At 66.6% G+C, this 26,280-nt stretch carries 24 protein-coding genes; 14 read left to right on the forward strand and 10 right to left on the reverse strand.

All coding sequences use genetic code 11. The annotated features are described in order from the left end of the window. Positions 1 to 81 precede the first annotated feature (81 nt). Positions 82 to 969: a LysR family transcriptional regulator gene (locus JQ566_RS29275; RefSeq protein WP_212378882.1), complete on the forward strand. Its 888-nt coding sequence runs from the start codon at positions 82 to 84 to the stop codon at positions 967 to 969. 136 nt (positions 970 to 1,105) lie between these two features. Then, on the forward strand, positions 1,106 to 2,530 hold the full coding sequence (locus JQ566_RS29280) for an FAD-binding protein (RefSeq protein ID WP_212378884.1): 1,425 nt from the start codon (positions 1,106 to 1,108) through the stop codon (positions 2,528 to 2,530). A gap of 1 nt (position 2,531) precedes the next feature. Here the strand turns inward: JQ566_RS29280 and JQ566_RS29285 are convergent, their stop codons facing one another. Together JQ566_RS29285 and JQ566_RS29290 are read right to left on the reverse strand one after the other, a co-directional pair. Further along, complete coding sequence (locus JQ566_RS29285; RefSeq protein ID WP_212378886.1) at positions 2,532 to 3,086, reverse strand: flavin reductase family protein; 555 nt, start codon at positions 3,084 to 3,086, stop codon at positions 2,532 to 2,534. Between the two features lie 114 nt (positions 3,087 to 3,200). Further along, positions 3,201 to 4,298, reverse strand: coding sequence for an LLM class flavin-dependent oxidoreductase (locus tag JQ566_RS29290; protein WP_212379014.1), 1,098 nt, complete (start codon positions 4,296 to 4,298; stop codon positions 3,201 to 3,203). 217 nt (positions 4,299 to 4,515) lie between these two features. On the opposite strand from JQ566_RS29290, the gene JQ566_RS29295 reads away from it, so the two are divergent. The 3 genes from JQ566_RS29295 (at position 4,516) to poxB (ending at position 7,918) form a co-directional block, all read left to right on the forward strand. Further along, complete coding sequence (locus tag JQ566_RS29295) at positions 4,516 to 5,430, forward strand: 2-dehydro-3-deoxygalactonokinase (RefSeq protein ID WP_212378887.1); 915 nt, start codon at positions 4,516 to 4,518, stop codon at positions 5,428 to 5,430. Between the two features lie 14 nt (positions 5,431 to 5,444). Continuing rightward, the gene (locus JQ566_RS29300) at positions 5,445 to 6,077 is read left to right on the forward strand and encodes a 2-dehydro-3-deoxy-6-phosphogalactonate aldolase (protein ID WP_212378889.1); all 633 of its coding nucleotides are present in this window, start codon (positions 5,445 to 5,447) and stop codon (positions 6,075 to 6,077) included. 104 nt (positions 6,078 to 6,181) lie between these two features. Continuing rightward, positions 6,182 to 7,918 carry a ubiquinone-dependent pyruvate dehydrogenase gene (gene poxB / locus JQ566_RS29305; RefSeq protein ID WP_212378891.1) on the forward strand — a complete coding sequence of 579 codons (1,737 nt, stop codon included), beginning with the start codon at positions 6,182 to 6,184 and terminating at the stop codon, positions 7,916 to 7,918. Here the strand turns inward: poxB and JQ566_RS29310 are convergent. Together JQ566_RS29310 and JQ566_RS29315 are read right to left on the reverse strand one after the other, a co-directional pair. Continuing rightward, on the reverse strand, positions 7,915 to 8,280 hold the full coding sequence (locus tag JQ566_RS29310) for a hypothetical protein (protein ID WP_212378893.1): 366 nt from the start codon (positions 8,278 to 8,280) through the stop codon (positions 7,915 to 7,917). The two genes, poxB and JQ566_RS29310, sit on opposite strands and share 4 nt — an antisense overlap. A 67-nt stretch (positions 8,281 to 8,347) precedes the next feature. Continuing rightward, the gene (locus JQ566_RS29315; protein ID WP_212378895.1) at positions 8,348 to 9,256 is read right to left on the reverse strand and encodes a PaaI family thioesterase; all 909 of its coding nucleotides are present in this window, start codon (positions 9,254 to 9,256) and stop codon (positions 8,348 to 8,350) included. A 144-nt stretch (positions 9,257 to 9,400) separates the two neighbouring features. Between JQ566_RS29315 and JQ566_RS29320 the strand changes: the two genes are divergently transcribed. Continuing rightward, positions 9,401 to 9,718 (forward strand): hypothetical protein, encoded by a 318-nt coding sequence (locus JQ566_RS29320; RefSeq protein ID WP_212378897.1) that lies wholly within the window; start codon positions 9,401 to 9,403, stop codon positions 9,716 to 9,718. 38 nt (positions 9,719 to 9,756) lie between these two features. Here the strand turns inward: JQ566_RS29320 and JQ566_RS29325 are convergent, their stop codons facing one another. Both JQ566_RS29325 and atzD read right to left on the reverse strand, forming a co-directional pair. Further along, complete coding sequence (locus JQ566_RS29325; protein ID WP_212378899.1) at positions 9,757 to 11,226, reverse strand: amidase; 1,470 nt, start codon at positions 11,224 to 11,226, stop codon at positions 9,757 to 9,759. 127 nt (positions 11,227 to 11,353) lie between these two features. Continuing rightward, entirely contained in the window at positions 11,354 to 12,463 is a 1,110-nt protein-coding gene (gene atzD, locus JQ566_RS29330) for a cyanuric acid amidohydrolase (RefSeq protein ID WP_212378901.1), read from the reverse strand. Positions 12,464 to 12,857: 394 nt separating this feature from the next. On the opposite strand from atzD, the gene JQ566_RS29335 reads away from it, so the two are divergent. From JQ566_RS29335 to JQ566_RS29350, 4 genes are all read left to right on the forward strand, one after another. Continuing rightward, positions 12,858 to 15,194 (forward strand): Tex family protein, encoded by a 2,337-nt coding sequence (locus JQ566_RS29335; protein ID WP_212378903.1) that lies wholly within the window; start codon positions 12,858 to 12,860, stop codon positions 15,192 to 15,194. Between the two features lie 349 nt (positions 15,195 to 15,543). After that, positions 15,544 to 16,005 carry a hypothetical protein gene (locus tag JQ566_RS29340; protein WP_212378905.1) on the forward strand — a complete coding sequence of 154 codons (462 nt, stop codon included), beginning with the start codon at positions 15,544 to 15,546 and terminating at the stop codon, positions 16,003 to 16,005. 100 nt (positions 16,006 to 16,105) lie between these two features. Further along, on the forward strand, positions 16,106 to 16,798 hold the full coding sequence (locus tag JQ566_RS29345; protein ID WP_212378907.1) for a response regulator transcription factor: 693 nt from the start codon (positions 16,106 to 16,108) through the stop codon (positions 16,796 to 16,798). Next, entirely contained in the window at positions 16,785 to 17,861 is a 1,077-nt protein-coding gene (locus tag JQ566_RS29350) for a sensor histidine kinase (RefSeq protein ID WP_212378910.1), read from the forward strand. Before JQ566_RS29345 ends, JQ566_RS29350 begins: the two co-directional genes overlap by 14 nt. Before the next feature lie 12 nt (positions 17,862 to 17,873). Here the strand turns inward: JQ566_RS29350 and JQ566_RS29355 are convergent, their stop codons facing one another. Continuing rightward, positions 17,874 to 18,245, reverse strand: a complete 372-nt coding sequence (locus JQ566_RS29355) for a response regulator transcription factor (protein WP_212378911.1) — start codon at positions 18,243 to 18,245, stop codon at positions 17,874 to 17,876. After that, positions 18,242 to 19,108 carry a S1C family serine protease gene (locus JQ566_RS29360; protein WP_212378913.1) on the reverse strand — a complete coding sequence of 289 codons (867 nt, stop codon included), beginning with the start codon at positions 19,106 to 19,108 and terminating at the stop codon, positions 18,242 to 18,244. Before JQ566_RS29360 ends, JQ566_RS29355 begins: the two co-directional genes overlap by 4 nt. A 192-nt stretch (positions 19,109 to 19,300) precedes the next feature. Here JQ566_RS29360 and JQ566_RS29365 point away from each other — a divergent pair, with 192 nt between their 5' ends. The 4 genes from JQ566_RS29365 to JQ566_RS29380 all read left to right on the forward strand — a co-directional run bounded on the left by JQ566_RS29365 (position 19,301) and on the right by JQ566_RS29380 (position 23,712). Next, on the forward strand, positions 19,301 to 20,266 hold the full coding sequence (locus tag JQ566_RS29365; RefSeq protein WP_212378915.1) for a VOC family protein: 966 nt from the start codon (positions 19,301 to 19,303) through the stop codon (positions 20,264 to 20,266). Between the two features lie 61 nt (positions 20,267 to 20,327). Beyond that, positions 20,328 to 21,206, forward strand: a complete 879-nt coding sequence (locus JQ566_RS29370) for a dihydrodipicolinate synthase family protein (protein ID WP_212378917.1) — start codon at positions 20,328 to 20,330, stop codon at positions 21,204 to 21,206. A gap of 5 nt (positions 21,207 to 21,211) precedes the next feature. Beyond that, positions 21,212 to 21,394 carry a hypothetical protein gene (locus JQ566_RS29375; RefSeq protein WP_212379026.1) on the forward strand — a complete coding sequence of 61 codons (183 nt, stop codon included), beginning with the start codon at positions 21,212 to 21,214 and terminating at the stop codon, positions 21,392 to 21,394. Then, complete coding sequence (locus tag JQ566_RS29380; protein ID WP_212378919.1) at positions 21,391 to 23,712, forward strand: xanthine dehydrogenase family protein molybdopterin-binding subunit; 2,322 nt, start codon at positions 21,391 to 21,393, stop codon at positions 23,710 to 23,712. The genes JQ566_RS29375 and JQ566_RS29380 overlap by 4 nt, the downstream gene beginning before the upstream one ends. A 204-nt stretch (positions 23,713 to 23,916) precedes the next feature. Here the strand turns inward: JQ566_RS29380 and JQ566_RS29385 are convergent, their stop codons facing one another. Beyond that, positions 23,917 to 25,113: an acyl-CoA dehydrogenase family protein gene (locus tag JQ566_RS29385; RefSeq protein WP_212378921.1), complete on the reverse strand. Its 1,197-nt coding sequence runs from the start codon at positions 25,111 to 25,113 to the stop codon at positions 23,917 to 23,919. 15 nt (positions 25,114 to 25,128) lie between these two features. Beyond that, positions 25,129 to 26,277 (reverse strand): acyl-CoA dehydrogenase family protein, encoded by a 1,149-nt coding sequence (locus JQ566_RS29390; protein ID WP_212378923.1) that lies wholly within the window; start codon positions 26,275 to 26,277, stop codon positions 25,129 to 25,131. Between the last annotated feature and the right edge of the window lie 3 nt (positions 26,278 to 26,280).

Here is a 26,280-nt window from a genome sequence, read left to right on the forward strand (position 1 = left end):
CGACTCTCGCAGCTCGATTCCAGGGCGGCAATTGCGCCGCCGCGAACATACATTCCCGGCGGAGCAAGAGGAGCACACGCGATGGAGGAGATCGAAGTCTTCCTGGCTGTCGTCGAGGCCGGCAGCCAGACCGCCGCCGCCCGGCAACTGGGGCGGTCGCTGCAATCGGTGAACCGAGCGCTGGCCGCGCTGGAACAGAGCGTCGGCGTGGAACTGGTGCGGCGAACCACGCGGCAGTCAGTGGCGACCGAAGCGGGGCTGGCGTTCTATCGCCGCGTAAAGCCGGCCTTTGCGGAAATCACCGAAGCGCGGCTCGAGGCTGCAAACCGGCGCGTCGAGCCGTCGGGACTGCTCAAGGTCGCAGCACCGGTCCTGTTCGGATCGACCCATGTGGTGCCCGTGATCGCCGAGTTCATGGCGCGTTTTCCGCAGATCGAAGTCGACGTCAACATGTCCGACCGGCCGGTCGATGTCGTCGGCGACGGCTTTGATCTCGCCGTCCGGATCAGGGAATTGCCGGACTCGTCGCTTAAGACCCGGCGGCTGGGAGAGTTGCGCACGGTCGTCTACGGCGCGCCCGACTATTTCGCGCGTCATGGCCACCCGCATCATCCGAACGATCTCGCCGGGCATCAATGTATCATGCGCAGGACCGGTCGCGGCGAAGTGGACACATGGCGCTTTCAGATCGACGGCGCCACGGCGATCGTGCAGGTGAACGGCCGCTTTCGCACCGACAACATGACGGCTGCGCATGCCGCCGCTCGTCACGGCCTCGGTGTCGGATACGGGCCGTTCTGGCAGATCCGCGATCTCGTCGATCAGGGCGCGCTCGAAATCGTGCTGGAGACGTACGAGGCGCCGCGAACGCCCGTGCGCGCCGTGTTTCCGCCGAGCGCGACACCGCCGGCCAAGACGTACCTCTTCGTCGACCTGCTGGCGGAGAGATTGAAGCACGAGCGGCTTTGAGCCGACACGCGGGAACGCATTCTCTCGATTGGCGGGAATGTCTATCCCGCGATGCGCCGGTTGTCCTGGCGAGCAGTCGATCGCAACTTGAAGCGCAGGGGCCCATCCGCCCGGCGAGGGCGCAGAGGATTGCACCATGACTCCCAATCGACGGACACTCTTGCACGCGGGCGTCGGCGTCACGGCGACGCTGGCTTCGGCCACCTTTGCCGGACAATCGCAAGGTTCGCGAGACCCACGACCGCCCAAAGCATTGCTTGCGGACGACGCGGAATCCCGCGCGGCCGCGGCGCAGGATTTTGGCCACATCATTCAGAGGCAGCCGCGGGCCGTCTGCAAGCCCAGGTCGAGCGCCGAGATCGCCGGCATTCTGCGCTGGGCAAGGGAGCAGGGGCTGAAGGTTGCAGCGCGTGGGCAGGGGCACGCCACCTACGGCCGGGCCATGGCCGAAGACGGCATCGTGATGGATCTCGGTGCGATGGCGGCGATCCACCGGATCGAGCCCGATCGTATCGTGGTCGATGCCGGTACGACCTGGCACGCTGTGCTGCAGGCGACCCTGGCCAAGGGGCTCATGCCGCCGGTCCTCACCAACTACCTCGGCCTGTCCATCGGCGGCACGCTTGCCGTCGGCGGAATTGGCGGGGCGTCGTCCCGGCACGGGCTCCAGACCGACCAGGTTCTGGAACTCGATATCGTCACCGGCGAAGGCGTGGAGCTGACCTGCTCTCCGACGGCGCATGCCGACCTGTTCGACGCCGTTCGCGCCGGGCTGACGCAATGCGCGATCATCACCCGGGCCACGCTTCGATTGATGCAGGCCCCCGAACGTGTCAGGCGTTATCTGCTGTCCTATCCCGATCTTGCTTCACTGACCGCGGATCAGCGGCGCGCTCTCGACGAGGCGCGCTTCGACCAGTTGCAGGGCGCTGTCGTGCCCGATGGCGCCGGCGGCTGGCGCTATCAACTGGAGGCGGGTGTCTTCTACGACAGCAGCGCGCCTCCCGCCGACAAGGCTTTGCTCGCCGGGCTCTCCGACAAACACGAGACTGTCTCCGACCTGACCTTTGGCGACGACGCCAACGCATTCACCAAGCTCGAAAAGCTGCTGCGGTCGAACGGCCAATGGTTCAATCCGCATCCCTGGCTGCTGACCTATCTGCGCGGCAGCAACGCGCTTCAGATCGCGAGCGAGGTCATGGCCGGGTTGAACAGCGATGATCTCGGTCCGTTCGGGCGGGTCACTTACTATCCGATGTTCACGGACGGCTGCCGCACGCCCCTGCTTCGGCTGCCCGATGAACGGGTCGTGTTTCCGTTCAATCTCATCCGCATCCCGTCCTCCGCGGACAAGGAGAATGCCGACCGGCAGGTCGCGCGCAATCGCGCTGTTTACGATCGCATTCGCAGCGCCGGCGGCGTGCTGTACCCGGTCAGCGCGCTTGCCATGTCGTCACAGGATTGGGCGGATCATTTCGGCCCGAGATGGCCGCTACTGCGCGAAGCCAGACGCCGTCACGATCCGGACGGCATCCTCACGCCTGGGTACAATCTGTTCTAGGTCAGGAAAAATCCGTCCAGCTCAGATGCCGTGCGTCGAGGTCGCCGAGCGCGACCGTCTCGCGGATCTCGTGAGGGGTGTGAAAATTGCCGCGCAGATAGACGAGTGGCTTGGCCGCATCTGCATGCGAGACGCCGCGGACCTCGCCGACGAAGATCGAATGCGTCTTCGTTTCGAACTCCTGCGCCAGCACGCAGTCGAACGCGGCGACCGCATCCGTCAGCACCGGCGCGCCGGTCGCGCCGCGCGTCCATTGCCCGAAGGCAAAACGGTCGTCGCCATTGACGCCCTTCTGGCCGCTGAAGGTGAGCGCCAGCATCGCGTGATCCTCGTGCAAGAAGTTGATCGCGAACGCGCCTTCCTCGCGGATGCGCGCGTGGGCGCTGGCATTGCGGTTGACGCAGACGATCAGCGAGGGCGGCGAGTCCGACAGCGAGCAGGCCGAGGTCACCGTCAGGCCCGTGCGCTTGCCGTGCTCGGCGCCCACCGTCACCAACGCGACCGCGCCGGCGCATTGACGCATCGCCTGCTTGAAATCCCTGGCGTCCACCGACACGCGGATATCTCCCAAATAAATGCGGGTGCGGCACGATAGCGCCGCACCCGGCGCTAAGAGTATAGCATGATCTCTTCGGAAAACCGCTGCGCACTTTTCCGGATCATGCTCGGGTCAAGCCGCCTTCTTCGCGGAGCCGAGATGCGCAAGACGCGGCATCACCTCGTTCTTCAGCAGCGAGAGCGAGTGATGCCAGGCTTCGGCCTTGTGCTTATAGTCGAAGCCGAACACCAGGAGCACGCCGAAGCCGCCGACCTCGTCATAGATCTTCTCGATCTTCTCGGCGACGGTCGCGGGCGAGCCGACGATCCAGTTCCGCTTGGCGCAATATTCGACCGTGACGTCGCTGTCGGGCACATCAGGGGCGTGCTTCAGATAATCCTTGAAGCCGAAATGGCCGAGCAGCGGCAGGAAGTACTCATGCATCATCCGGCCCATCATGTCGCCGGTCGAGAGCTTCCAGGCCTCCTCATCCGTGTCGGCGACGAACACCTCACGCACCAGCCGCCAGTCCTGCCGGTTCGGCTTGCGCCCGGTCTTGGCGGCGCCAATCTCGACGGAGTCCCAGTGGCTGGAGACATAGGCCGGGTTGAGGTTGAGGCTCATCGGAATGAAGCCGCGCTCGCCGGCGAGCTTCAACGTGTCCGAGTTCTTCGACAGCCCGGCGACGCCGATCGGCGGATGTGGCGCCTGCAACGGTTTGATATGGGGCTTGAGGAAGTCGAACATCGTGTCCGGCTTGGTCACCGTCCAGTACTTGCCCTTGTAGGTGAAGGGCGCGGGATCGGACCACAGCTTCAGGATGATCTCCAGCGCCTCGCGCGTCATGTCGCGGTTCTGTCCGCTCATGCCGTCGACGTTGAACATCGCCCAGTCGCTCGGCAAGCCGCTAGCCGCGACGCCGAAATTGAGCCGGCCCTCGGAGAGATGGTCGAGCATCGCGACGCGGTTGGCGAGCTCGGCCGGATGATGATAGGGCAACAGGAAGCCGCCCGGTCCGATGCGCAGGCGTTTGGTCTGCATCAAGGCCTGCGCGATCAGGAGGTCGGGCGTGGGATTGGGTTCCCAGGGCGCGGTGTGGTGCTCGCCGACCCAGGCCTCCTGGTAGCCGAGCTCGTCGAGCCAGCGCATGACCTGCAGGTCCCAGTCGTTCCCTTCCTTCAGGCCGCACTCCGGCGGATGCGAAGGCATCGTGAAATAGCCGATCTCCATGGGTTTCCTCATCTGATGTTGACGCGTCTTGTCGCGCGTTGACGAAGTTGAGCGATGAAGCTTGAGCAAGCGGTGTGCCAGCGCGGCAGGGCCTCAAATTGAAGAGAAAGGGCTGGTTTACCCGCGCAATAGCCGGTATCTCGACGGGAGCCTGCAAGACATCGTCTCATGTGTCGCGAGACGGCGTCTTGGCCGTGAGACGAGGACGAGACCTGACATGACCGAACCCGCCTACGTCGCGGTGGATTGGGGCACCAGCAGCTTCCGGCTCTGGCTGGTCGATCGCGCCGGTCAGGTGCTGGCCGAGCGCCGCAGCGGCGAGGGCATGCTGGCTGCGGCGAGGACCGGCTTCCCAGCGGTGCTGCAATCGCATCTTGCGGCGGTCGAAGCGCCGGATCATCTGCCGGTTCTCGTCTGCGGCATGGCCGGCGCCAAAACAGGCTGGGTCGAGGCCGGCTATGTCGACACGCCGGCGCCGCTCTCGGCCGTTCTGAAACAGGCCGTGCGCGTGCCGGGCGAGGCGCGCGACATCCGCATCCTGCCGGGCATCGCGCAGCGCGATGCAAAAGCGCCGGACGTCATGCGCGGCGAGGAGACGCAATTGCTCGGCGCGCTCGGCCTCGATGCTGCGGGCGAGGCGCTGGTCTGCATGCCCGGCACGCATTCGAAATGGGTTCGCGTGAAGGACGGCACTGTCGAACGATTTTCAACTTTCATGACCGGCGAGCTGTTCAGCGCTGTCTCGCGCGAGACGATCCTGTCGCTCGCGGTCGCGGGCGCAGACGACGCCGAGGATGTCGCGAGCTTCAAGGCGGCCGTGAAGGCCGCGTTCGGCGCCCCGGCCTTCGCCGCCAACCTTCTGTTCACCGCGCGGTCGCGGCAGCTTCTGTTCGGCGGCACGCCGGCTGCGGCGCGTGAGACGCTGTCGGGCACGTTGATCGGCGTCGAGCTGGCGGCAGGGCTCTCCGGCGCCGTGCCGCAAGCGGGTGTCCAGCTGATTGCCTCGGGGCGGCTCGCGATGCTGTATCGGTTCGCTTTCGAGGCGCTGTCGGTGACCGCCAGGCCGGTCGATGCGGATGAAGCCGTCCGCCGCGGTCTGTCGATGGCAGCTGCCGCGATCTGGACGAAGTAGAAGGATTGCCAAAGATGAGCGTTGCCTTTCCGCCGATGAAGCGGCCGCTGGTCGCGATCCTGCGTGGCGTCAAGCCCGAGGAGACCGAGGCGATCGTCGGCGTTCTGATCGAGGCCGGCATGACCGCGATCGAGATTCCCTTGAACTCGCCCGATCCATTCCGCTCCATCGCGATGGCGGTGAAGCAGGCGCCATCAGGCGTGCTGATCGGCGCCGGCACGGTGCTGACCACGGCAGACGTCGATCGTCTCAACGACGTCGGCGGCAGGCTGATGGTCTCGCCCAATGTCGACACCGAGGTGCTGGCGCGCGCGCATCAGCACGGCATGGTGACCATGCCCGGCGTGTTCTCGCCGACCGAGGCACTGCTCGCAGCGCGCTCCGGCGCATCGGGCCTGAAATTCTTTCCGGCGGGCGTGCTCGGCGCGCCGGGCATCGCCGCGATCCGCGCCGTTCTGCCGGCCGGCGTCATGATTGCCGCTGTCGGTGGCGTCTCCGACCAGAACTTTGCGGAGTACATCACGGGTGGTGTGACCGCGTTCGGGCTCGGCTCCAGCCTCTACAAGCCCGGCATGAGTGCAGCGGATGTCGCAGCTCGCGCAAAGGTGACAGTCGCAGCCTACGATCGGGCGATTGCGAAAAAGTGAGCCGGAACAGACAGGCCGGGATCGTGTCATAGCTTATTGTCCCTCGCGGTGCCGCGATGCTCGCGCATCGTACGCATGCGACTGGCAGACAGCAGGAGACCGACATGGCGATCAACAACGTGGCCGATCTGTTCGTGGCAACGCTCGAGCAGGCCGGCGTTAAGCGCATCTACGGCATCGTCGGCGACAGTCTGAACGCGCTGACTGAGGCGCTGCGTCGCCGCGGCACAATCGAATGGGTCCATGTCCGCCACGAAGAGGTTGCGGCCTTCGCCGCGGCCGGCGAAGCCGAGATGACCGGGAGCCTTGCGGTGTGTGCGGGCTCCTGCGGCCCGGGCAATCTGCATCTGATCAACGGTCTGTTCGATGCGCATCGCAGCCGCGTTCCGGTGCTGGCGATTGCGGCGCAGATCCCCACCGCCGAGATCGGCGGCGGCTATTTCCAGGAGACGCAACCGCAAAACCTGTTCCGCGAATGCAGCCATTATTGCGAGCTGGTCTCGGACCCGAGCCAGCTGCCTTACGTGCTGGAGAATGCGATCCGCGCGGCGGTCGGCCTGCGGGGTGTCGCCGTCGTCGCCATGCCCGGCGATGTCGCTTTCCGCAGCCCGCCGAAGCGCGCGCTGTCGACGACGCGCGGGCTCGCGCTGTCGGCACCGAAAGTCGTGCCGCAGGCGGATGAGCTGAAGGCGCTGGCGGACCTCCTGAACGGCGCCGAGCGCATCACCCTGTTCTGCGGCCGCGGCTGCGCCGGCGCGCATGCGCCGCTGATGCAGCTTGCGGAGACCCTGAAGAGCCCGATCGTGCATGCGCTCGGCGGCAAGGAGCATGTCGAATACGACAACCCTTACGACGTCGGCATGACCGGCTTCATCGGCTTCTCATCGGGCTATGCCGCCATGCACGCCTGTGACGCGCTGGTGATGCTCGGCACCGATTTTCCCTACAAGCAGTTCTTCCCGACCGACTGCCAGGTCGCGCAGATCGATATCCGCCCGGAAAATCTGGGACGGCGGTGCAAGATCGATCTCGGCCTCGTCGGCGACGTCAAGCTCACCATCGAGGCGCTGCTGCCGCTGCTGAAGACCAAGACGCAGCGCAAGCATCTCGACGACGCGGTCACGCATTACAAGAAGGCGCGCGAGGGCCTGGACTCGCTCGCCAAGGGCACGCCGGGCAGCAAACCGATCCACCCGCAATATTTGGCAAAAGTCATCAGCGACCACGCGGCGGAAGATGCCGTGTTCACCGCCGATGTCGGCACGCCGACGGTGTGGGCCGCGCGTTATCTCGACATGAACGGCCGGCGCCGGCTGATCGGCTCCTTCGTGCACGGCTCGATGGCCAACGCCATGCCGCAGGCGATCGGGGCGCAGGCCGCACAGCCCGGCCGCCAGGTCATCTCGCTATCCGGCGACGGCGGCTTCACCATGCTGATGGGCGACCTCATCACGCTGACGCAGATGAAGCTGCCGGTGAAGGTGATCGTCTTCAACAACGGCGTGCTCGGCTTCGTCGCGCTGGAGATGAAGGCGGCGGGCTTCGTCGACACCAATGTCGACCTGGAGAACCCCGATTTCGCCGCGATGGCGCGCGCGATGGGTATCTTCGCGAAACGCGTCGAGGATCCCGGCGAGCTCCCCGGCGCGATGAATGAGATGCTGGCGTACAATGGGCCGGCGCTGCTCGACGTCGTCACCGCCAAGCAGGAGCTGTCGATGCCGCCGACCATCACGGCCGAGCAGATCAAGGGCTTCAGCCTCTGGGTGTTGCGCGCGGTGATGAACGGCCGCGGCGACGAGGTGCTGGATCTCGCGAAGACGAATCTCTTGCCGCGCTAGCTGCGCTTCGCCGAGGGCACGGGCAGGCGTTCATGACGCCGCTGGAAGCGTTGCCAGTGCAGCACGATGCCGATCAGCAGCGCCGGCACAAAGCCGACCGCGATCAGGAAATGCGGCAGCTCCTTCGGCGAGATGAAGGCGATGGCGATGTCCGAGATCAGCCAGAGAGCTGCGAAGATCACCGCGAAATCCGTGCGCGGGCAGCGCAGATAATAGAACACGGCGGTGATGACGATGGCGGGGCCGATCGCGATGCCGATCATGATCGCCGTCAGCTCTTTCGGCGTCAGCGCGTCGAGCACCATCGACGCCAGCAGCCAGAGTGCGGCGAACATGGCGACGATGTCGAGCGGATGTCGCAATCCAATACCTCTCGCGGGGACGCGCTATCGTTCTGGCCGGAGCTGCGGCCGTCAAGTCAAAATGAGCTTATTCCTCGTCACTTCCCGGCTTCGGCCGCAGCATGAAATGGCCGAAGGCGGTGGCGATCGGCTTGTCCGCATCGTCCTGCCAGGCGCGCGCCTCGAAGGCGACGATGCGGCGGCCCTGCTTGACGATCGAGACGTTGGCAAAAGTATCGAGCGCGCGGCCGGAGCGCAGATAGTTGACGGTGAGCCCGATCGGCTTGGGCGGCGCGGCAGCGCCAAGCTCGCGCGCCACGCCGACGATCGCGGTGGTCTCGAGGAAGGCGCCGGTCATGCCGCCGTGGATCGCGGGCAGGATCGGATTGCCGATGATCTTCGGCGAGAATGGCATCGTCAGCGTGCCGTCGTCGTTGATGCGAATGCCGAGGCAGCGCGCGAACGGACTGCGTGCGAACGGGCCATCCGGATCCTCGGGCGCCTCCAGCGTCGGGATGCTGCGCGCATCCATCCGGCGGTCGGCGAGCATGTTGGTGCGGTTGGCGCCGATCATGAAGCAGGCGGTCGCGGTCGCGACCGGATCGTCCTCGGAGTCCTGATAGGCGGTGGAGCGCACGAAAGCGATCGAGCGCGTGGTGCGATAGCAGACCGAATGCGCCTTGATGTCGAGACCGGGCGTCGCCGGCTTCTGGTAGTCGATACGCAGATCGAGGGTTGCGATCGCGCGCGTGCCGTCGAGCGCAAGTTGCACCGCCATGCCGCAGCTCTCGTCCAGCATCGCGGTGACGACGCCGCCATGCAGAACGCCGGTCTCGGTGTCGCCGACGAAGACGGGACGGTAGGGCAGGCTGGACCAGGCCTCAGCTGGTGCGAAGCGGTCGAGCTGGAGCCCGCTGATATGGCCGTAATCGGAGCGGCGCCCCTTGATGGCCTCGGCGAGTTCCTCGAACGGGAGCGTGACAGGTGGAGTGGACATGACGACGTTCTAGACCAGCGCCGGGCGCCGCGCAAAACCCCGAATGGGCGTTGCTGCTCGGCCTCGGGCGGTTTGGCCTCGACACGGCGGGCCTAAGCGACGATGGTGGGGCTTCGTTCGTTCGACTAGCCGTAAGGAGTGCCCATGGCCGATCCCGAAACGCCCTCGACCGCCCAGGGCCCCGTCACCATTTCGACTTCCAGCGCCGAACGGGCGCCGATCGTCTATTTCGACGGCGCCTCCTGCTTCGGCCATCACAACGGCGCGATCCAGATCGAGCTCGCCGCGAACCTGTTGATGCCGGTCGGCGCCGCCGTCAGGGTCGACGTGGTCCAGACCGCGCATCTGCGCTGCAGTGTCGCCGCCGCCCTTGCGCTGCGCGAGGCGCTCGATAAGGCGCTCGCGATGTACAAGCAGGGCCAGCAGCAGCCGGCGGACGAGATTCCGGCAGTGAAGAACTGAGGCGGTTGCGATCGCCTGTCGATGCGATCGCACACTTGTTAGCCCACATGCACCTTCGGCTTCCTGCCGCCGTTCCACTTGCCGTCGAGCGCGCGCTCGATCTGGGCGGCGAGTTGCAGCAGGAGGCCGTCATTGGCCTGCTTGGCGATGGCCTGGATGCCGAGCGGCAGGCCGTGGTCCTGGCTCGCCATCGGCATCGAGATCGCCGGCATGCCGCAGAGATTGGCGAGCGGCGTGAAGGCGAAGAAGCGCCACAGATTGTCGAACCAGTCGCGCACATCGGGATTGTCGGAGATGGTGAGATATTCCTTGGTGCCGACCTTCGGCGTCGGCAGCGCCGTGATCGGCGTCAGGATGACGTCCCACTGCTCGAAGAACGCGCCGAAGCCGCGCGAGGTCGTGTTGAACACGCCTTGCATCTTCGCGCGCTCGGCGAAGCTGGTGTGGCGCCCGGCTTCCCAGATGCGGATGTTCATGGGCTCGATCAGATCTTCCGGCGGCTTTTCCAGTCCGCGCGCAGCGAGCATGTTGGAGATCACCACCGCGAAGTTCGAGATGTAGCAGGTGGTCTGCGCCTCGAATGCGGCGGGAAGGTCGATCTCCGGCAGCGCATAGTCGACGTGATGGCCGAGGCCTTCGAGGAAGCGTCCGGCCTTTTCCAGCTCGGCGGCAATCTCGGGCGTCGCGGTGTAGTTGCCCCATGTGTGCGACAGCGCGATGCGGAGCTTTGACGGATCGCGCTTGATCATCTCGCAATAGGGCTGCGCCGTGGTCCAGAACGGCATGAACTCGCCGGGCGCAGGTCCCCTCGCGTGATCGACGAAGGCGGCGGTGTCGCGCACCGAGCGCGACTGGCAGCCCTGGATCGAGACGAGGCCGGTGAGATCGGACATGTGCGGCGCCAGCGAGAACACGCCGCGCGAGACCTTCAGCCCGATATTGCCGTTGACGCCGGCGGGAATGCGGATCGAGCCGCCACCGTCGGTCGCATGCGCGATCGGCACCACGCCGGCCGCGACCATCGCGGCGCTGCCGGCTGACGAGCCGCAGGTGGTGTAGTCGGTATTCCAGGGATTGCGGGTGACGTAGACGGCGGGATTGTCGGCCGAAGAGCACACGCCGAATTCCGGCGTCGTGGTGCGTCCGATCAGGTTGAGCCCCGCCTGGCGGAATTTGCCGGTGAGGAACGTGTCGGCCGCGGCGCGATTGCCGCGCATCAACAGCGAGCCCATTTCCTGGAGCCGGCCTTTCATGGTCGGTCCCAGATCCTTCATCAGGAAGGGCAGGCCGGCGAAGGGACCTGCGAGATTGGCGCCGTCCTTGGCGGGGTCGGCGATGACATCCTCGAACAGCTCGACCACGCCCGACAGTGCCGGATTGACCTTGGCGACGCCGGCCGCGGCCTGCCGCGCCAATTCCTTCGGCGTCAGCTCGCCCTTGCGGACGCGCCCCGCCAGCGCGACGCCATCGTGCTGCGCCCATTCATTCCAGCTCATCGGCAAAGTCATGACGTCAAAATCCCCTTGGGTAGCGTTGCCACCTTTTTCGCAATGGCCCGCGTGAATCAACCGAGCCGGCGCGAGGGGCAGGGTTGCGCCGGGCGGAGAGGTCGGTCGAGCCGGGATGCCGGCTCTATCAATCCGACAGTCGCGCGATCGCCGCAACCGGGCCGCCGCCGGCCGGCCCCTGATGCTCGGCGCCGCCGGACACGTAGACCGCGCCGGTGCCGGCAAGGCCAGCGATCAGGCCGCCGACCGCTGCGCGGGCGTGGCGTGTCGAGCTGATGTCGGTGTCTTCGAGCATGGTGTGGCGGAAGCCGCGCACGCTGCCGTCAGGCGAGGCCTCCGCCTTGGCGAAGATGTTGACGAGCTCGCGGCCCGCGATGCTCTGCGGAGCCACGCCCAGCCCGACGCTGTTCAACGCCGATACCACCGCCGGGGCGTCGATGGCATCCTCCATCACGGCATGCCCGATCGCGAACTCGCTTGCTGACGACGCCGAATTGCCGAGCACGATGACGACGTTGTGCATCAGCTCGATCCCCGACGAGGTCGAGGCCACCTTGGAGAACAGATCGTAGCGCCGCAGCACGTCGTCGTCGCGGACATCGGAGCCGATCTCGCCGAGCGCGACTGCAACGCCCAGCGCGGACGCGCCGCGCGAATAGGCCATCGAGCTGTAGGCGTTTGTCGTCGCCGTCTTGTTGCCGCGCGCGTTTGCGGCCGCGACACGCTCGCTGGTCAGCAGCGGGCACTTGATCTGCACGAAATGGACGTCCGCCGGATCAGTGATGTCGGCATCCGCCATCGCGGCTTTCACGGCCTTGGCCGTCTCCGTGATCTGTGCGGAGCGCCCAAGCTCTTCGGGCAGGAAGTCCCGTGTCTGCGCCATGCCGATGCTCAGCCGCTTGCCGGACAGGCCCGCCGGGCGCTCGGCCTCGCTGCGCGTGAACACCGTAAGATGCGGGCTGAGCACGCCCTCGGTGCCGCCTGACATCACGAAGGCGATGCGCTGCTCGACGGCTTCTGGCGACAGGCTGAGCCTGGGCGCCAGCGCCGTGCACAGCGCGGCCACCGCGTACTCCCGGGTAAAATCGTTGACGCCGCCATTGCCTTCGGTCTTGCCGAGAATGGCGAGGATCGATTTGGGATCGATCGCGCCGGAGCCGATCATGGCCATGAGGCCGGAGACGTCGCCGGGGCCGGCGGTGGCGACCTTGAAGACGCCGACCGATGTTGTACGCATGATAGTCCTCGTGTGGAGTTCAGGAGTCCGGCAACTAGAACAGCCGTTGAACCGCGGCACCTGTCAAGCTGGGCGCTCTCGTGCCCCGGACGCAGCGCGGCGCCCGTCGGGCGATGCGCTGCAGAGCCGGGGCCCATCTCGCGGCATACGGCGCCGCCATATGGGTCCCGGCTCAGCACTGCAACGCTAAGAGCGTTGCAGTGCGTCCGGGACACGGAAGCAGAGCGACCCCACCCAAACGAATGTGGCGAGATCGCATCGATCCAGCAAAAAATCCTCTGTCGACGGCCCTCCGCCGCACCTTGATGAATCAACCTTGGTTGGTCCATAAGCGGCCTCCCGCGGCCGGTGGTTCGCCCCCCTGCGTCGCGTGCTTTGATAGAGGAAATCTCGCGTGGCCAACATCAACCAGAAAATTGCGCAGGAGCTTGGGGTTCGCGCCGAGCAGGTCGAGGCGGCGGTGACGCTGCTCGACGGCGGCGCCACGGTTCCCTTCATCGCCCGCTACCGCAAGGAAGCAACCGGTGCGCTCGACGACGCGCAATTGCGCACCCTGGAGGAGCGCCTCGTCTACCTGCGCGAGCTCGAAGACCGCCGCAAGGCCATCCTCGAATCGGTCCGCGAGCAGGGCAAGCTCGACGCCGCCCTTGAAGCCACGATCATGGCCGCCGACAGCAAGGCCCGCCTCGAAGACATCTATCTGCCGTTCAAGCCGAAGCGCCGCACCAAGGCGGAGATTGCCAAGGAAGCCGGCCTCGAGCCGCTCGCCAATCAGCTGCTGGCGGAGCCCGGCAATGATCCCAAGGTCGTGGCCGAAAGCTTCGTCAACGCCGAGAAGGGCGTTGCGGATGCCGCCGCCGCGCTCGACGGCGCCCGCGCCATCCTGGTCGAACGCTTCGACGAGGACGCCGACCTCATCGGCGCACTGCGCGAGGAGATGTGGACCAACGCGCGCATGGCTTCCAAGGTGCGCGACGGCAAGAAGACCGAGGGCGAGAAGTTCGCCGACTATTTCGATTTCTCGGAGCCGCTGACCAAGCTGCCGTCGCACCGCATCCTCGCGATGTTCCGTGGCGAGAAGGAAGAAATTCTCGACCTGCAAATTCAGCCCGAGGCCGAGGCGCCGCCGCCGGGCGTGCCCAGCGCCTATGAGCTGAAGATCATGAAGCGGTTCGGCATTGCCGACCTCAAGCGTTCCGGCGACCGCTGGCTGGTCGACACCGTGCGCTGGGCCTGGCGCACCAAGATCCAGGTGCATCTCAACATCGACCTGCGCATGCGGCTGTGGAACTCGGCCGAGACCGAGGCCGTGCGCGTGTTCGCCTCCAATCTGCGCGACCTGCTGCTGGCCGCGCCGGCCGGCACCCGCGCCACCATGGGGCTCGATCCCGGCTACCGCACCGGCGTCAAGGTCGCGGTGACCGACGCCACCGGCAAGGTGGTCGATACTGCCGTGATCTATCCGCACGAGCCGCAGCGGCAATGGAACGAGTCGCTCGCAACCCTCGGCCGGCTGGCGCTGAAGCATCGCGTCGAATTGATCGCGATCGGCAACGGCACTGCATCGCGCGAGACCGACAAGCTCGCGACCGAGCTGGTCAAGGGCCTCGCCGAGCTGAAGATGAACAAGATCGTGGTGTCGGAAGCCGGTGCCTCGGTCTATTCAGCCTCGGCCTTTGCGTCGGAGGAGTTGCCCGGCCTCGACGTCACGCTGCGCGGCGCGGTCTCGATCGCGCGGCGCCTGCAGGATCCGCTCGCCGAGCTCGTCAAGATCGAGCCGAAGGCGATCGGCGTCGGCCAGTATCAGCACGACCTCGGCCAGGCCAAGCTCGCCAAATCGCTCGATGCCGTGGTCGAGGATTGCGTGAACGCCGTCGGCGTCGACCTCAACACGGCTTCGGCGCCGCTGCTCGCGCGCGTGTCGGGCGTCGGTTCCGGCCTTGCCGCGAGCATCGTGGCGCATCGCGACGCCAACGGCCCGTTCAAGTCGCGCAAGGCGCTCAAGGACGTGCCGCGGCTCGGGCCGAAGGCGTTCGAGCAGTGCGCGGGCTTTTTGCGCGTCCTCGGCGGCGAGGATCCGCTCGATGCCTCCGGCGTGCATCCCGAAGCCTATCCCGTGGTGCGCCGGATTCTCGAAGCGACCAAGAGCGACATCAAGGCGCTGATCGGCAACAGCGACGTTGTGCGCACGCTGAAGCCGAAGGATTTCGTCGACGAGACCTTCGGTCTGCCGACCGTCACCGACATCCTGCGCGAGCTCGAAAAGCCCGGCCGCGATCCGCGACCGGCGTTCAAGGCCGCCGTGTTCAAGGAGGGCGTCGAGGAGATCAAGGATCTCAAGAAGGGCATGATCCTCGAGGGGACCGTGACCAACGTCGCCGCCTTCGGTGCTTTCGTCGACATCGGCGTGCACCAGGATGGCCTCGTGCACATCTCGGCGATGTCCAAGACCTACATCAAGGATCCGCGCGAGGTGGTGAAGCCCGGCGACATCGTCAAGGTGAAGGTGCTGGACTTCGAGGTCGCCCGCAAGCGCATCTCGCTGACGCTGCGGCTCGACGACGAGGTCGGCGCCAAGAAGGACGCCCCCGGCATGCAGCGCGACAACGGCGCGCGCAATCCCGCCCGCATGACCTCGTCGGCACCGCGCAAGCAGGAGTCTTCGGGCGGTGGCGCTCTCGCCGAAGCGCTGCGCCGAGCGGCGGAGAAGAGCGGCGGCAAGCGGGTGTGACTCTCAACCTCTCCCCGCTCTTGGCGGGGAGAGGTCGGAATTCGCGCTGCAAGCGCGGATTCCGGGTGAGGGGCAAGTCCCCGCGCGCTGAGCTGTTCAGCGTATCCATAGCTCTCTCCACGTCGTCATTGCGAGCGGAGCGAAGCAATCCAGAGTCCTTCCGCGGAGGGATTCTGGATTGCTTCGTCGCAAGGGCTCCTCGCAATGACGAGGAGAGAGCTAAACTCCCTCTCCCTAACACCCGCGTCAGAATCTGGCGCATTTGTAAGTTGAAGGCGGCAGCCCGTTCTCCTCATCTGATCGTCCTCGTGCGGCGCGCTGACCGCCGCACTGCAAGGAGGATGTTTCGATGAACAGCAGGCTTCTCAAAGGCCTCACCGCGGCGGCGGTCGCCGCGATGATGGCGCTCACTTCACCGGTGCTCGCTCGTGGCGGCGGAGGTCACGGCGGCTTCGGCGGTAGCGGCCACTTCGGCGGTGGCGGGCATTTCGGCGGTGGCGGGCATTTCGGTGGTGGCATGCACGCCGGCGGCTTCGGCGGCATGCGGGCCGGCGGCATGGGTGGCGCACGCTTCGCTCATTTCGGCGGTTCCACCGTCGGCGGGGCGCGGTTCGCGCACGCGGCGATCGGGCCGCGCTTCGGCGGCGCGGGCTGGCACGGCCACCACGGCTTCCATCGTCACCACCATTTCCGTCGTTTCGCCGTCTTCGGCGCACCCTATTTCTACGCCGGCTACAACGACGGCTGCTGGCGCAGGAGCTGGACGCCCTATGGGTGGCAATGGGTCAATGTGTGCGGAGACTATTGGTAGTCGCATCGCCGTACCGCACCATTGTCGCGATCGCCATCGGGCAGTTCCGCTCAGCCCCGGAACGGGATAGTCTGGTGGCGATCGTCGCGCGGAGTTTTGCATGACCGGAGGTCACCGCCGCATCCTGGTCGTCGAGGACGATCCGGAAACCGCAGGCCAGCTCGTCGAGGAGCTGACTGTTTCGGGCTACGACGTCGACCTCGCAGCCAATGGCCGCGAAGCCCTGAGCCATGGCGCCGCGCGCGACTATGCCGTGATCACCATCGACCGCATGCTGCCCGATATCGACGGCATCAGCGTGATGCGTCAGCTGCGCGACGATGGCATCGCCTCACCGTTTCTGATCATCTCCGCGCTCGGCGAAGTCGACGACCGCGTGCGCGGCCTGCGCGCCGGCGGCGACGATTATCTCGTCAAGCCGTTCTCCTTCACCGAATTGCTGGCGCGGCTCGAGGCGCTCGGCCGCCGCAGCGAGACCATCGCCAAGGAGACGCTGCTGCGCGTCGGCGATCTCGCCGTCGACCTGATCGCGCGCAGCGCCTCCCGCCGCGGCCGCAAGATCCCGCTGCTGCCGCGCGAATTCCAGCTGCTCGAATATCTCGTCCGCAACGAGGGCCGCGTCGTCTCCCGCGCGATGCTGCTCCAGCACGTCTGGGACCTGCATTTCGATCCCTCCACCAACATCATCGACGTCTATGTCGGCCGCGTCCGCCGCAAGGTCGACGATGCCCAGGACTATCCGCTGATCCACACCATCCGCGGCATCGGATATTGCCTCCGTGCTCCTGGCTAAGACCCTTCGTTCCTCGACCTTCCGCCTGGCGCTGATCGCGATCGCGGCATTCGGGTTGATCGTGGCGGCGATCATGGCCTATGTCTATTTCGGCACGCTCGCCTATGTGGAGCGCCGGCTCGGTACGGCAGTCGATCATGGCGGTTTCACCGGCATGATCGAGCTTGCGATGGCCGCGGTCGCCGCGCTGCTGCTGGTGCTCGCCGGGCTCGCGGCCGTGCTGGTGACGCGGCGCACTGTGGGGCGGATCGAACAGATCAACGCCACCAGCCGCGCCATCATGCTCTCCGGCCTCGACCAGCGTATCCCCTTGCGCGGCAGCAACGACGAGTGGGATCGCGTTGCCGAAAACCTCAACCAGATGCTCGACCGCATCGAGACGCTGATGGGCGAGGTCAAGCAGGTCAGCGACAACGTCGCGCACGATCTGCGCACGCCGCTGACGCGCATGCGCGGCCGGCTGGAGAAGGCCTATCACCACGAGCGCAACAGCGAGGCGGATGCGGCGCTGATCGGCGACACCATCGCCGATCTCGATGCCGTGCTCGGCATGTTCGCCTCCATCACCCGGATCTCCGAGATCGAGACCCGCGCCCGCACCGGCGCCTTCCGGGCGCTTGATCTTGCCGAGATCGCCGGCGAGGTCGTCGAGCTCTACGATGCCGCCGCCGAGCAGGTTGCCACGCGCCTCAGCCTCGATGGCGACCGCGAGGTCGCGATCACCGGCGACCGCGACCTGCTGTTCGACGCCATCGCCAATCTCGTCGACAACGCGATCAAGCATGGCCGCAAGGGTGGGCAGGTGACTGTGAGCTGCCGCAGGGCCGATCGCGGTGCGGTGATCTCGATTGCCGACGACGGTCCGGGCATTCCCGCCGAGCAGCGCGATCATGTCTTCAAGCGCTTCTACCGGCTCGAGCAGAGCCGCTACACGCCGGGCAATGGTCTCGGCCTCAGCCTCGTCGCCGCGGTCGCGCGTCTTCATGGCGCCGAGATTGCGCTGAATGACAATGCGCCGGGCCTGAAGGTCGAGCTCAGCTTCCCGGCGACGTCAGCGCCGTGAGGCCCGGTGGCGTCAAAGCTCGATCACGCCACGCCGTGCCGCATGCGCCACCGCATCGGTGCGGCCGGTGGCATCCAGCTTGTCGAGCAGCGAGCCGACATGGAATTTCACGGTGTGGACGGAGATGCCGAGCTGACGCGCGATCATCTTGTTGGAAGCGCCCTCGGCCATCAGCGCAAGCACGTCGAGCTCGCGCTGCGTCAGCGCGATGTCATCGGGCATGATACGTGGATCGCGGGCGACGATGGTCGCCGCGGCGGTTTCGCCCGGCGCGGCAAGGCGAAGCCCGGCGACGTTGCCGAGCAGGGCGGCCAGGCGATCGGCGAGGGCGGGATCGTCGATCTCCAGCGACAGTACGATCTCGGCCGTCTTGTCCTCGCTCACGTCTCCGGCCTCTCGCCGACCGTGACCTTGAAGCTGATCGGCTCGCCGCCGCGGCGCACCGCGACGTCGACCACCGTGCCGACGCTCGCAGGTCCCAGCGTCCGCGACAGTGCGCGCACACCGGACAGTTTCTGGCCGTTGACCGCGACGATCACGTCGCCCTGGCGGATGCCGGCCGCGGCCGAAGGCCCGGTCTTGTCGACATTCATCACCATGGCGCCGATGCCATCGTCGAGCCGCACCGGCTGGAGCCCGAGGCCGAGATATCCGCGCGCGATGCGGCCGCGCGTCTCGAGCTGCGCCGCGACGCGCTCGATCGTCGCCGTCGGGATCACCAGCACCCGCCGCGGCCCGAGAACGGCCATGCCGAAGGCCTCGCCCGATGCATCGAGCGCGAGGCCGCCCTGCTGGCTGCCGCGAAGGCCGACATCGAGCTCGATCCGGGCGTCGATGTCGCCGCCGCGCAAGGAGCGCCAGCTCTTGCCGGACGCCGACACCATCCCGAGCGCCGCACTCGGCGTATCGCGGTTGGTCGCGACCACGATCGACAACGCGCCGAGAGGTGGGACCGTTGCGGCTAGCTTGACTGGCGCGATGGCGGCATCCGTGCGCAGCAGCGCGATATCGGTCGTATGGTCGCGGCCGGTGATCGTGGCCGGCACCCGGCTGCCGTCGGGCAGGCCGATCCCGACCTCGCCCTCGTCGGCCAGTGCCTCGTCGGCGGTGACGATCAGGCCGCTCTTCCAGGCAAAACCGGTGGCGCGGGAGCGATGCGAATGCACGGAGACGACGGACGGCGCGGTGCGCGCCACGATGTCCGCGAGCGCGGACGACAGTGAGGACAGGGGACTAAGATCAGTCATGGCGGGCTCCTGTAAGTTGTCCTCAATCTGGGATGCCGCGGGCGATTGCGAAACTGGCCGGGTGGCCAGGACCAGGACGGCCTTCGTAGGACCACGGCCGACGAACATGTGATTGGGAGCGCCTCACGGGAACGTGTAGCAATCCCAAAATTGGGCCATATGGCCTCAAGGATTTCCAGCGAGCCCTGACTGATGACCATCGACTTGACCCGCCGCACCCTGCTTCAACTCGCCGGAGCCACGTCGCTGGCGATGGCAGCCGCGGCCGCGGCACGTGCCGAGGGCACACCGCAGGGCGGCGGCCCGACCTTTGCCAGCCGCACGCCGATGCGCGTCGGCATGGTCACGCTCCGGGTGAAGAATCTCGACAACGTTGCGGACTATTACCGTGACGTGATCGGGCTTACCGTGATGGAGCGCTCGTCGGCCGCAGCAAGGCTCGGCACATCAGGCATCACTTTGCTGGTGCTGGAGGCCCGTCCCGATGCCGCGATTGAATCGCGCAGCGCCGCCGGCCTCTACCATACCGCCTTCCTGATGCCGACGCGCAAGGACCTGGCGCGCTGGCTGGTTCACGCCGCCTCGCACCGCGTGAAGCTGTCGGGCTTTGCCGATCATCTCGTCAGCGAATCCGTTTATCTCGACGACCCCGAAGGCAACGGCATCGAGGTCTATGCCGACCGAGATCCCTCGCAATGGCAGTGGAGCGAGGGCAGCGTGAAGATGGCGACCGACGAGCTCAACATCCCCGACCTGTTGTCGCTCACGAATACGCGCGTGCCTGATTATGCCAAGGCGCCGGATGGAATGCGCATCGGCCACATGCATCTGCGCGTCGGCGATCTCGCGCAGGCCGAGAGCTTCTATCACGGCTCAGTCGGCCTCGACCCGACCCGCCGCCGCAACGGCGCGGCGTTTCTGTCGTCGGGCCGCTACCACCATCACCTCGGTATGAATGTCTGGCAGAGCCAGGGCGCCGGGCCACGCGACGATTCCATGACTGGTCTTGCCTGGTTCTCGCTGGTGATGGCGAAGCCGGAGCTGGTCGCCGCCCAGGAGGAGCGCCTGCGCAAGAGCGGTGTGAAGCTCACGGCGCTTGCCGACGGCGTGGAGGCGGTCGATCCCTGGGGCACGCGGATACGTCTGCTCAAGGTTTGATCGCCGGGGCGGGCATTGCTAATACCCGTGGGGTGCCAGCAGCTTTCCGGAAGCCTCCGACATGTCCGAATTCCACGGCGTCTTTCCCTATCTCGTCTCCCCCGTCGATGCCGACGGCACGGTGCGGACGAACGTGCTGGCAAAGCTCTGCGACGACCTGATCGGCGCCGGCGTGCATGGGCTGACGCCGCTCGGCTCGACCGGCGAATTCGCCTATCTCAATGCCGCGCAGCGCACCGCGATCGTGCAGACCACGATCTCGGCGGCAAAGGGTCGCGTGCCGGTCGTGGCCGGCGTCGCCTCCACCTCGACCGCGGACGCGGTGGCGCAGGCGAGAGCCTATCAGGCACTCGGCGCCGATGGCATCCTGGCGATCCTGGAGGCGTATTTCCCGCTCGCCGATGTCCAGGTGGAGTCCTACTTCCGCGCCATCGCCGATGCGGTCGACATTCCCGTCGTCATCTACACCAATCCGCAATTCCAGCGCTCCGATCTCACCCTCGACGTCATTGCGCGCCTCGCCGAACATCCGCGCATCGGCTACATCAAGGACGCCTCGACCAACACCGGGCGGCTGCTCTCGATCATGAACCGCTGCGGCGATGCCTTGCGCGTGTTCTCGGCGTCCGCCCACATTCCGGCGGCGGTCATGCTGATCGGCGGCCGCGGCTGGATGGCGGGACCGGCCTGCATCATCCCGCGCCAGAGCGTTATGCTCTACGACCTCTGCAAGGCCGGCCGCTGGGACGAGGCCATGGCGCTGCAGCGCCGGCTGTGGCGCATCAACGAGGCCTTCGCCCGCTTCAACCTCGCCGCCTGCATCAAGGCCGGCCTTGCGATCCAGGGCTACGATGCCGGCGACCCCGTCCCGCCGCAGGCCGCGCTGACGGCGGACGCGCGCAAGGTCGTGGAGGCGGCGCTCAGGGAGCTCTCTCCGTAGTCGTCATGGCCGGGCTTGTCCCGGCCATCCACGCCTTACCGCAGGAAACGAAGAACGTGGATGCCCGGGACAAGCCCGGGCATGACGAAATCGCGGATATCCCGCCTAAAACCGTGGCTGGCATGGCTCCGGGCGATCCGCTAAAAGGCTGCCGCATTTCAAGAGACTTCGAGGACCCCACGGAATGAACATTCTTCCCGGCAATTTGCGTTTCGGAGCGGGCCAGCCCGTCAAGCGTTTGGAAGACCAGCGGCTGCTGACCGGGAAGGGGCAATTCATCGACGACAAGCCGGAGGACGGCGCGCTGTGGTTGTACGTGCTACGCTCGCCACACGCTCATGCGAAGATCGTCTCCATCGACACCGGCGCCGCGGCTTCGATGCCGGGCGTTGCCGCGATCTACACCGGTGCCGACCTCGTCAAGGACGACATCGGCAGCATCCCGACGTTGAGCATCTTCAAGCGTCCCGACGGCAAGCCGATGACGGTGCCGCCGCGCCGCCTGCTCGCCCACGAGGTCGTGCGCTACGCCGGCGAGGCCGTGGCCGCGGTGGTGGCTTCATCGCGCGCGGAGGCGCAGAGCGCGGCCGAGGCGATCGCGGTCGAATACGACGTGCAGCCCGCGGTGGTCGATCCGGTCGAGGCGGTGAAGCCCGGCGCGCCCGTGGTGTGGCCGGAGGCGCCCGACAACATCGTCGGCGCGATGGCTTACGGCGATGCCGCCAAGGTGGATGAAGCCTTTGCCAAGGCGGCGCACACCGTCGAGCTCGATCTCGTCAGCCAGCGCCTCGTGCCGTCCGCGATGGAGCCGCGCTCGACCATCGCCGAAATCGACAAGAAAACGGGGCGTCTCCTCCTGCACGTGCAGTCGCAGACCCCGGCCTCGACCCGCGACGTGCTGGCGGAAGCCGTGCTGAAGCGTCCCAAGGACAGCGTCCGCGTGCTGGTCGGAGACATCGGCGGCGGCTTTGGCCAGAAGACCAACCTCTACCCGGAGGACGGCATCGTCGCCTATGCCGCGACCAAGCTGAACAGGAAGATCCGCTGGCGCGGCGACCGCACCGACGAGTTCGTCGGCGGCACCCACGGCCGCGATCTCACCTCGACGGCATCCTTCGCGCTCGACGAGAAGGGCAGGGTGCTGGCTTATCGGGTCAAGTCGGTCGGCTGCACCGGCGCGTACTCCTCAGGCGCAGCCAACATCATTCCGCTGGTGCTCGGGCCGTTCGTGCAGACCGGTGTCTACGACCTGCCGCTGGTGCATTTCGAGGTGCAGTCGGTGATGACCCACACTGCGCCCGTCGGTGCCTATCGCGGCGCCGGCCGTCCCGAAGCGGTCTTCATCGTCGAGCGCCTGTTCGACGCGGCCGCGCGAAAAATCGGCATGGATCCGCGCGCGATCCGCAAAGCCAACTACATCAAGCCGGCGCAGCTGCCTTACACCAACGCCGCGGGCCAGGTTTACGATTCCGGCGCCTTCGCCCATATGCTCGATCGGGCCGTGAAGCTCGCCGACTGGGACGGCTTTGCCGCGCGCAAGAAGGCGGCGAAGAAGAAGGGCCTGCTCTACGGCCGCGGCCTCACCTCCTACATCGAATGGACCGGCGGCCGCGCCCATACCGAGAAGGTCAGCCTGCACGCGACCTCGCAAGGCCGCGTCGTGCTGCATTCCGGCACCATGGCGATGGGGCAGGGCTTGCAGACCACCTACACCCAGATGATCTCCGACTCGCTCGGCATTCCCCTCGACAAGATCGACGTCGTCCAGGGCGACACCGATCTCGCGATGGGCTTCGGCAGCGTCGGCTCGCGCTCGCTGTTCGTCGGCGGCACGGCGGTCGCGGTCTCCTCCAATGACCTGATCCAGAAGGCGCGCGAGAAGGCGGCCAACGTGCTGGAGACCTCGGTCGAGGATATCGAGTACCAGGGCGGCATGCTCACCGTGGTCGGCACCGACCGCCGCATCAGCCTGTTCGATCTCGCCGAGAAGGAGAGCGGCGCCAAGCTCAGCGTCGATTCTGAAGGCGAGGTCGATGGCCCCAGTTGGCCCAACGGCACGCATATCTGCGAGGTCGAGATCGACCCCGATACCGGCGTCTCCAAGGTCGTGCGCTACACCACCGTCGACGACGTCGGCGTCGCCGTCAACCCGATGCTGGTGACGGGGCAGATCCATGGCGGCGTCGCGCAAGGAATCGGCCAGGCGCTGTATGAGGGCGTCTCCTACGATGCCGACGGCCAGCTTCTCACGGCGAGCTACCAGGATTACTGCATCCCGCGCGCGGACGACGTGCCGCCGATCGTAGTGACGCTCGACGACACCGCGCCGTGCCGTACCAATCCGCTCGGCGCCAAGGGTTGCGGCGAATCCGGCGCCATCGGCGGCCCGCCCTGCGTCACCAACGGCGTGATGGACGCGCTCGCCGAGCTCGGCATCACCCAGCTGAACACCCCGCTGACGCCGCAGAAGATCTGGCAGGCGATCCGGGACGCGAAGGCGGGTTAGTCGTTCGCTCCAAACTCCGCTGTCGTCCCGGACAAGCGCGCCTCAAGCGCGCGCCGATCCGGGACCCATAGCCACAGGGAGTAGTTGTGGCGCGAAGCTGGGGTAGCTCCGAGTCCCCGTAACCACATCTGCCTGTGGTTATGGGTCCCGGAGCTGCGCTTGCGCTTGTCCGGGACGACGGCGGAGCGTGTGGCGGCAGCTCGGCTAAATCCCCAGCATCATCTTCGCGATGATGTCGCGCTGGATTTCCGACGTGCCGCCGAAAATCGTGTAGGCGCGGCCGTTGAGATATTCCGGCATCACCGTCAGCATCTCCTCAGGGATCGCCGGCTCGTGGTTCAGCTTGTAGAGCGGGCGCATCGGCTCGACGGCGAGGGCGTCATGGCCGATCACGTCGGCGCCCAGCCGCGTCACGGCCTGGCGGATCTCGCTGTTGCGCAGCTTCAGGATCGAGGACACCGCGCCGGGATTTTGGCCAGTCTGCAGTGCCGAGAGCACGCGCAGCTCGGTCATCTCCAGCGCGTCGATGTCGACCTCCACCTCCGAGATCCGCGCTGCGATATCGGGGCTGTCGATCGCCCGGCCGGTCAAGTCGGACTCGGCGAGATCCGCGATCGCCTTCAAGCCCTCGCGCAGCTTGGCGGAGGCGATGCCGGAGCCGCGTTCGAACTCGAGCAGATATTTGCCGTAGGTCCAGCCCTTGCCTTCCTCGCCGACGCGGTTGGCGACGGGCACGCGCACGTCGTCGAAGAACACCTGGTTGACCTCGTGGTCGCCGCCGATGGTCAGGATCGGGCGCGTGGTGATTCCCGGCGTCTTCATGTCGATCAGGACGAAGCTGATGCCGTCCTGCTGCCGCGGCCTGTCGCTGGTGCGCACCAGTGCGAACATGCGGTTGGCGTGATGGGCATGCGTGGTCCAGATCTTGGTGCCGTTGATGATGTAGTCGTCGCCGTCGCGCACCGCGCGTGTCTTCAGCGAGGAGAGATCGGAGCCGGAGCCCGGCTCGGAATAGCCCTGGCACCAATAGTCCTCACCGGAGAGAATCCGCGGCAGGTAAAAATTCTTCTGCTCGGGGCTGCCGAAGCCGATGATGACGGGCCCGACCATCTTCACGCCCATCACGTTGACGTTGGGCACGCCGGCCCGCGCGCATTCGGTCTCGAAGATCCAGCGCTGCGCCGGCGTCCAGTCCGGACCGCCATATTCGACCGGCCACCCCGGGGCCCCCCAGCCCTGCCTGTGCAGCGCGCGTTGCCAGGCCATGCCGATGTCAGGGTCGGAGAACACCGATGGCGTCAGCGCGGTCGCGCGCTTCATCTCCTCGGTGAGGTTCTTGACAATGAATCCACGCACCTCGTCCTGGAAGGCACGCTCCTCGGCATTGAACGACAGGTCCATGAAGCTCTCCCAGTGTCAGGCCGAAACGGCCCTGCGGCCGAGCAGCGCGTGGCGGGCATAGTGATGGGCGCTGCCGCCGAACAGCGTGTCGAAGGCGACGAGCCGCTTGAAATAGGCGCCGACCTCGAGCTCCTCGGTGACGCCCATGCCGCCGTGAAGCTGGATCGACTGCTCGCCGACGAAGCGCGCGCATTTGCCGATCTTGGCCTTCGCACCTGATGCCGCACGAGCGCGCTCGGCCGGCGCAGCATCCACCTTCAACGCCGCCCGCAGCGCCATCGAGCGCGCCTCGTCCACCTGCATCGCCATGTCGGCGAGGCGGTGGCGGATCACCTGGTTGGCGGAGAGTGGCCGGCCGAATTGCTTTCGGATCTTGGTGTATTCGAGCGTGGTGTCGAGCAGCGTCTGCATGATGCCGACAGCTTCCGCACCTAGGGCGGCCATGGCGCGATCGACCGCCCATTCGATCGCGGGCAGGGCGTCGCCGCCGTCGCCGAGCAGGGCGTCCTCCGGCAGATGCGCGTCGAACAGCTCGATGTTGCAGGCACGTCCGCCGCCAAGGCGCGGATAGTCGCTGATGACGAGACCCGGCGTCGTCGCCTGCACGAGGAACAGGCCGATCCGCCCCGACGGCCCCCGATGATCGTGGATATGCGCGGAGACGATGATCTGGTCCGCGGCATGTCCGTCGAGCACGGCGATCTTGCTGCCGGCGAGACGCCAGCCTTGCGCCGTCTTGTTGGCGCTGGTCGCGACCTCAGCAAGATCGAACCTGGCTGCGCGCTCGGAATGCGCAAAGGCAAGCTTCAGTGATCCGTCCGCCACCTTGGGCAGGCTCGCCTGCCTCTGCTCCGTGCTGCCGCATCTGGCGATCAGCGCGGCCCCGAGCACCACGGTTGCGACATAGGGCTCCGACACCAGTCCGCGGCCAAAGGCTTCCATCAAGATACCGAGATCGACCGCGCCGCCGCCGAGCCCGCCGAACTCTTCGGGAAGCGGTAGCGCCAGCCAGCCGAGCTCGGCGAATTGTTTCCACACCAAAGGGCTGAAGCCGAGCGGGTCGTTCGCCGTCTTACGGCGGTGATCGGCATCGTAGCTTTCGGCTACGAACCGTTCCGCGCTCTCGCGCAGCAGCTTCTGCTCGTCACTGAGATTGAGATCCATCGC

The organism is Bradyrhizobium sp. SZCCT0231, from assembly GCF_018130245.1.
Taxonomy (GTDB): domain Bacteria; phylum Pseudomonadota; class Alphaproteobacteria; order Rhizobiales; family Xanthobacteraceae; genus Bradyrhizobium; species Bradyrhizobium japonicum_F.

Excerpts from the sequence above, each read along its gene's own strand:
- JQ566_RS29295 (WP_212378887.1), top strand. The coding sequence starts at position 4,516 with ATGACCGAACCCGCCTACGTCGCGGTGGATTGGGGCACCAGCAGCTTC.
- JQ566_RS29325 (WP_212378899.1), bottom strand. The coding sequence starts at position 11,226 with ATGACTTTGCCGATGAGCTGGAATGAATGGGCGCAGCACGATGGCGTC.
- JQ566_RS29275 (WP_212378882.1), top strand. The coding sequence starts at position 82 with ATGGAGGAGATCGAAGTCTTCCTGGCTGTCGTCGAGGCCGGCAGCCAG.
- JQ566_RS29375 (WP_212379026.1), top strand. The coding sequence starts at position 21,212 with ATGGCCGGGCTTGTCCCGGCCATCCACGCCTTACCGCAGGAAACGAAG.
- poxB (WP_212378891.1), top strand. The coding sequence starts at position 6,182 with ATGGCGATCAACAACGTGGCCGATCTGTTCGTGGCAACGCTCGAGCAG.
- JQ566_RS29280 (WP_212378884.1), top strand. The coding sequence starts at position 1,106 with ATGACTCCCAATCGACGGACACTCTTGCACGCGGGCGTCGGCGTCACG.
- JQ566_RS29340 (WP_212378905.1), top strand. The coding sequence starts at position 15,544 with ATGAACAGCAGGCTTCTCAAAGGCCTCACCGCGGCGGCGGTCGCCGCG.
- atzD (WP_212378901.1), bottom strand. The coding sequence starts at position 12,463 with ATGCGTACAACATCGGTCGGCGTCTTCAAGGTCGCCACCGCCGGCCCC.
- JQ566_RS29385 (WP_212378921.1), bottom strand. The coding sequence starts at position 25,113 with ATGGACCTGTCGTTCAATGCCGAGGAGCGTGCCTTCCAGGACGAGGTG.
- JQ566_RS29360 (WP_212378913.1), bottom strand. The coding sequence starts at position 19,108 with ATGACTGATCTTAGTCCCCTGTCCTCACTGTCGTCCGCGCTCGCGGAC.
- JQ566_RS29300 (WP_212378889.1), top strand. The coding sequence starts at position 5,445 with ATGAGCGTTGCCTTTCCGCCGATGAAGCGGCCGCTGGTCGCGATCCTG.
- JQ566_RS29315 (WP_212378895.1), bottom strand. The coding sequence starts at position 9,256 with ATGTCCACTCCACCTGTCACGCTCCCGTTCGAGGAACTCGCCGAGGCC.
- JQ566_RS29365 (WP_212378915.1), top strand. The coding sequence starts at position 19,301 with ATGACCATCGACTTGACCCGCCGCACCCTGCTTCAACTCGCCGGAGCC.
- JQ566_RS29370 (WP_212378917.1), top strand. The coding sequence starts at position 20,328 with ATGTCCGAATTCCACGGCGTCTTTCCCTATCTCGTCTCCCCCGTCGAT.
- JQ566_RS29380 (WP_212378919.1), top strand. The coding sequence starts at position 21,391 with ATGAACATTCTTCCCGGCAATTTGCGTTTCGGAGCGGGCCAGCCCGTC.
- JQ566_RS29290 (WP_212379014.1), bottom strand. The coding sequence starts at position 4,298 with ATGGAGATCGGCTATTTCACGATGCCTTCGCATCCGCCGGAGTGCGGC.
- JQ566_RS29390 (WP_212378923.1), bottom strand. The coding sequence starts at position 26,277 with ATGGATCTCAATCTCAGTGACGAGCAGAAGCTGCTGCGCGAGAGCGCG.
- JQ566_RS29345 (WP_212378907.1), top strand. The coding sequence starts at position 16,106 with ATGACCGGAGGTCACCGCCGCATCCTGGTCGTCGAGGACGATCCGGAA.
- JQ566_RS29320 (WP_212378897.1), top strand. The coding sequence starts at position 9,401 with ATGGCCGATCCCGAAACGCCCTCGACCGCCCAGGGCCCCGTCACCATT.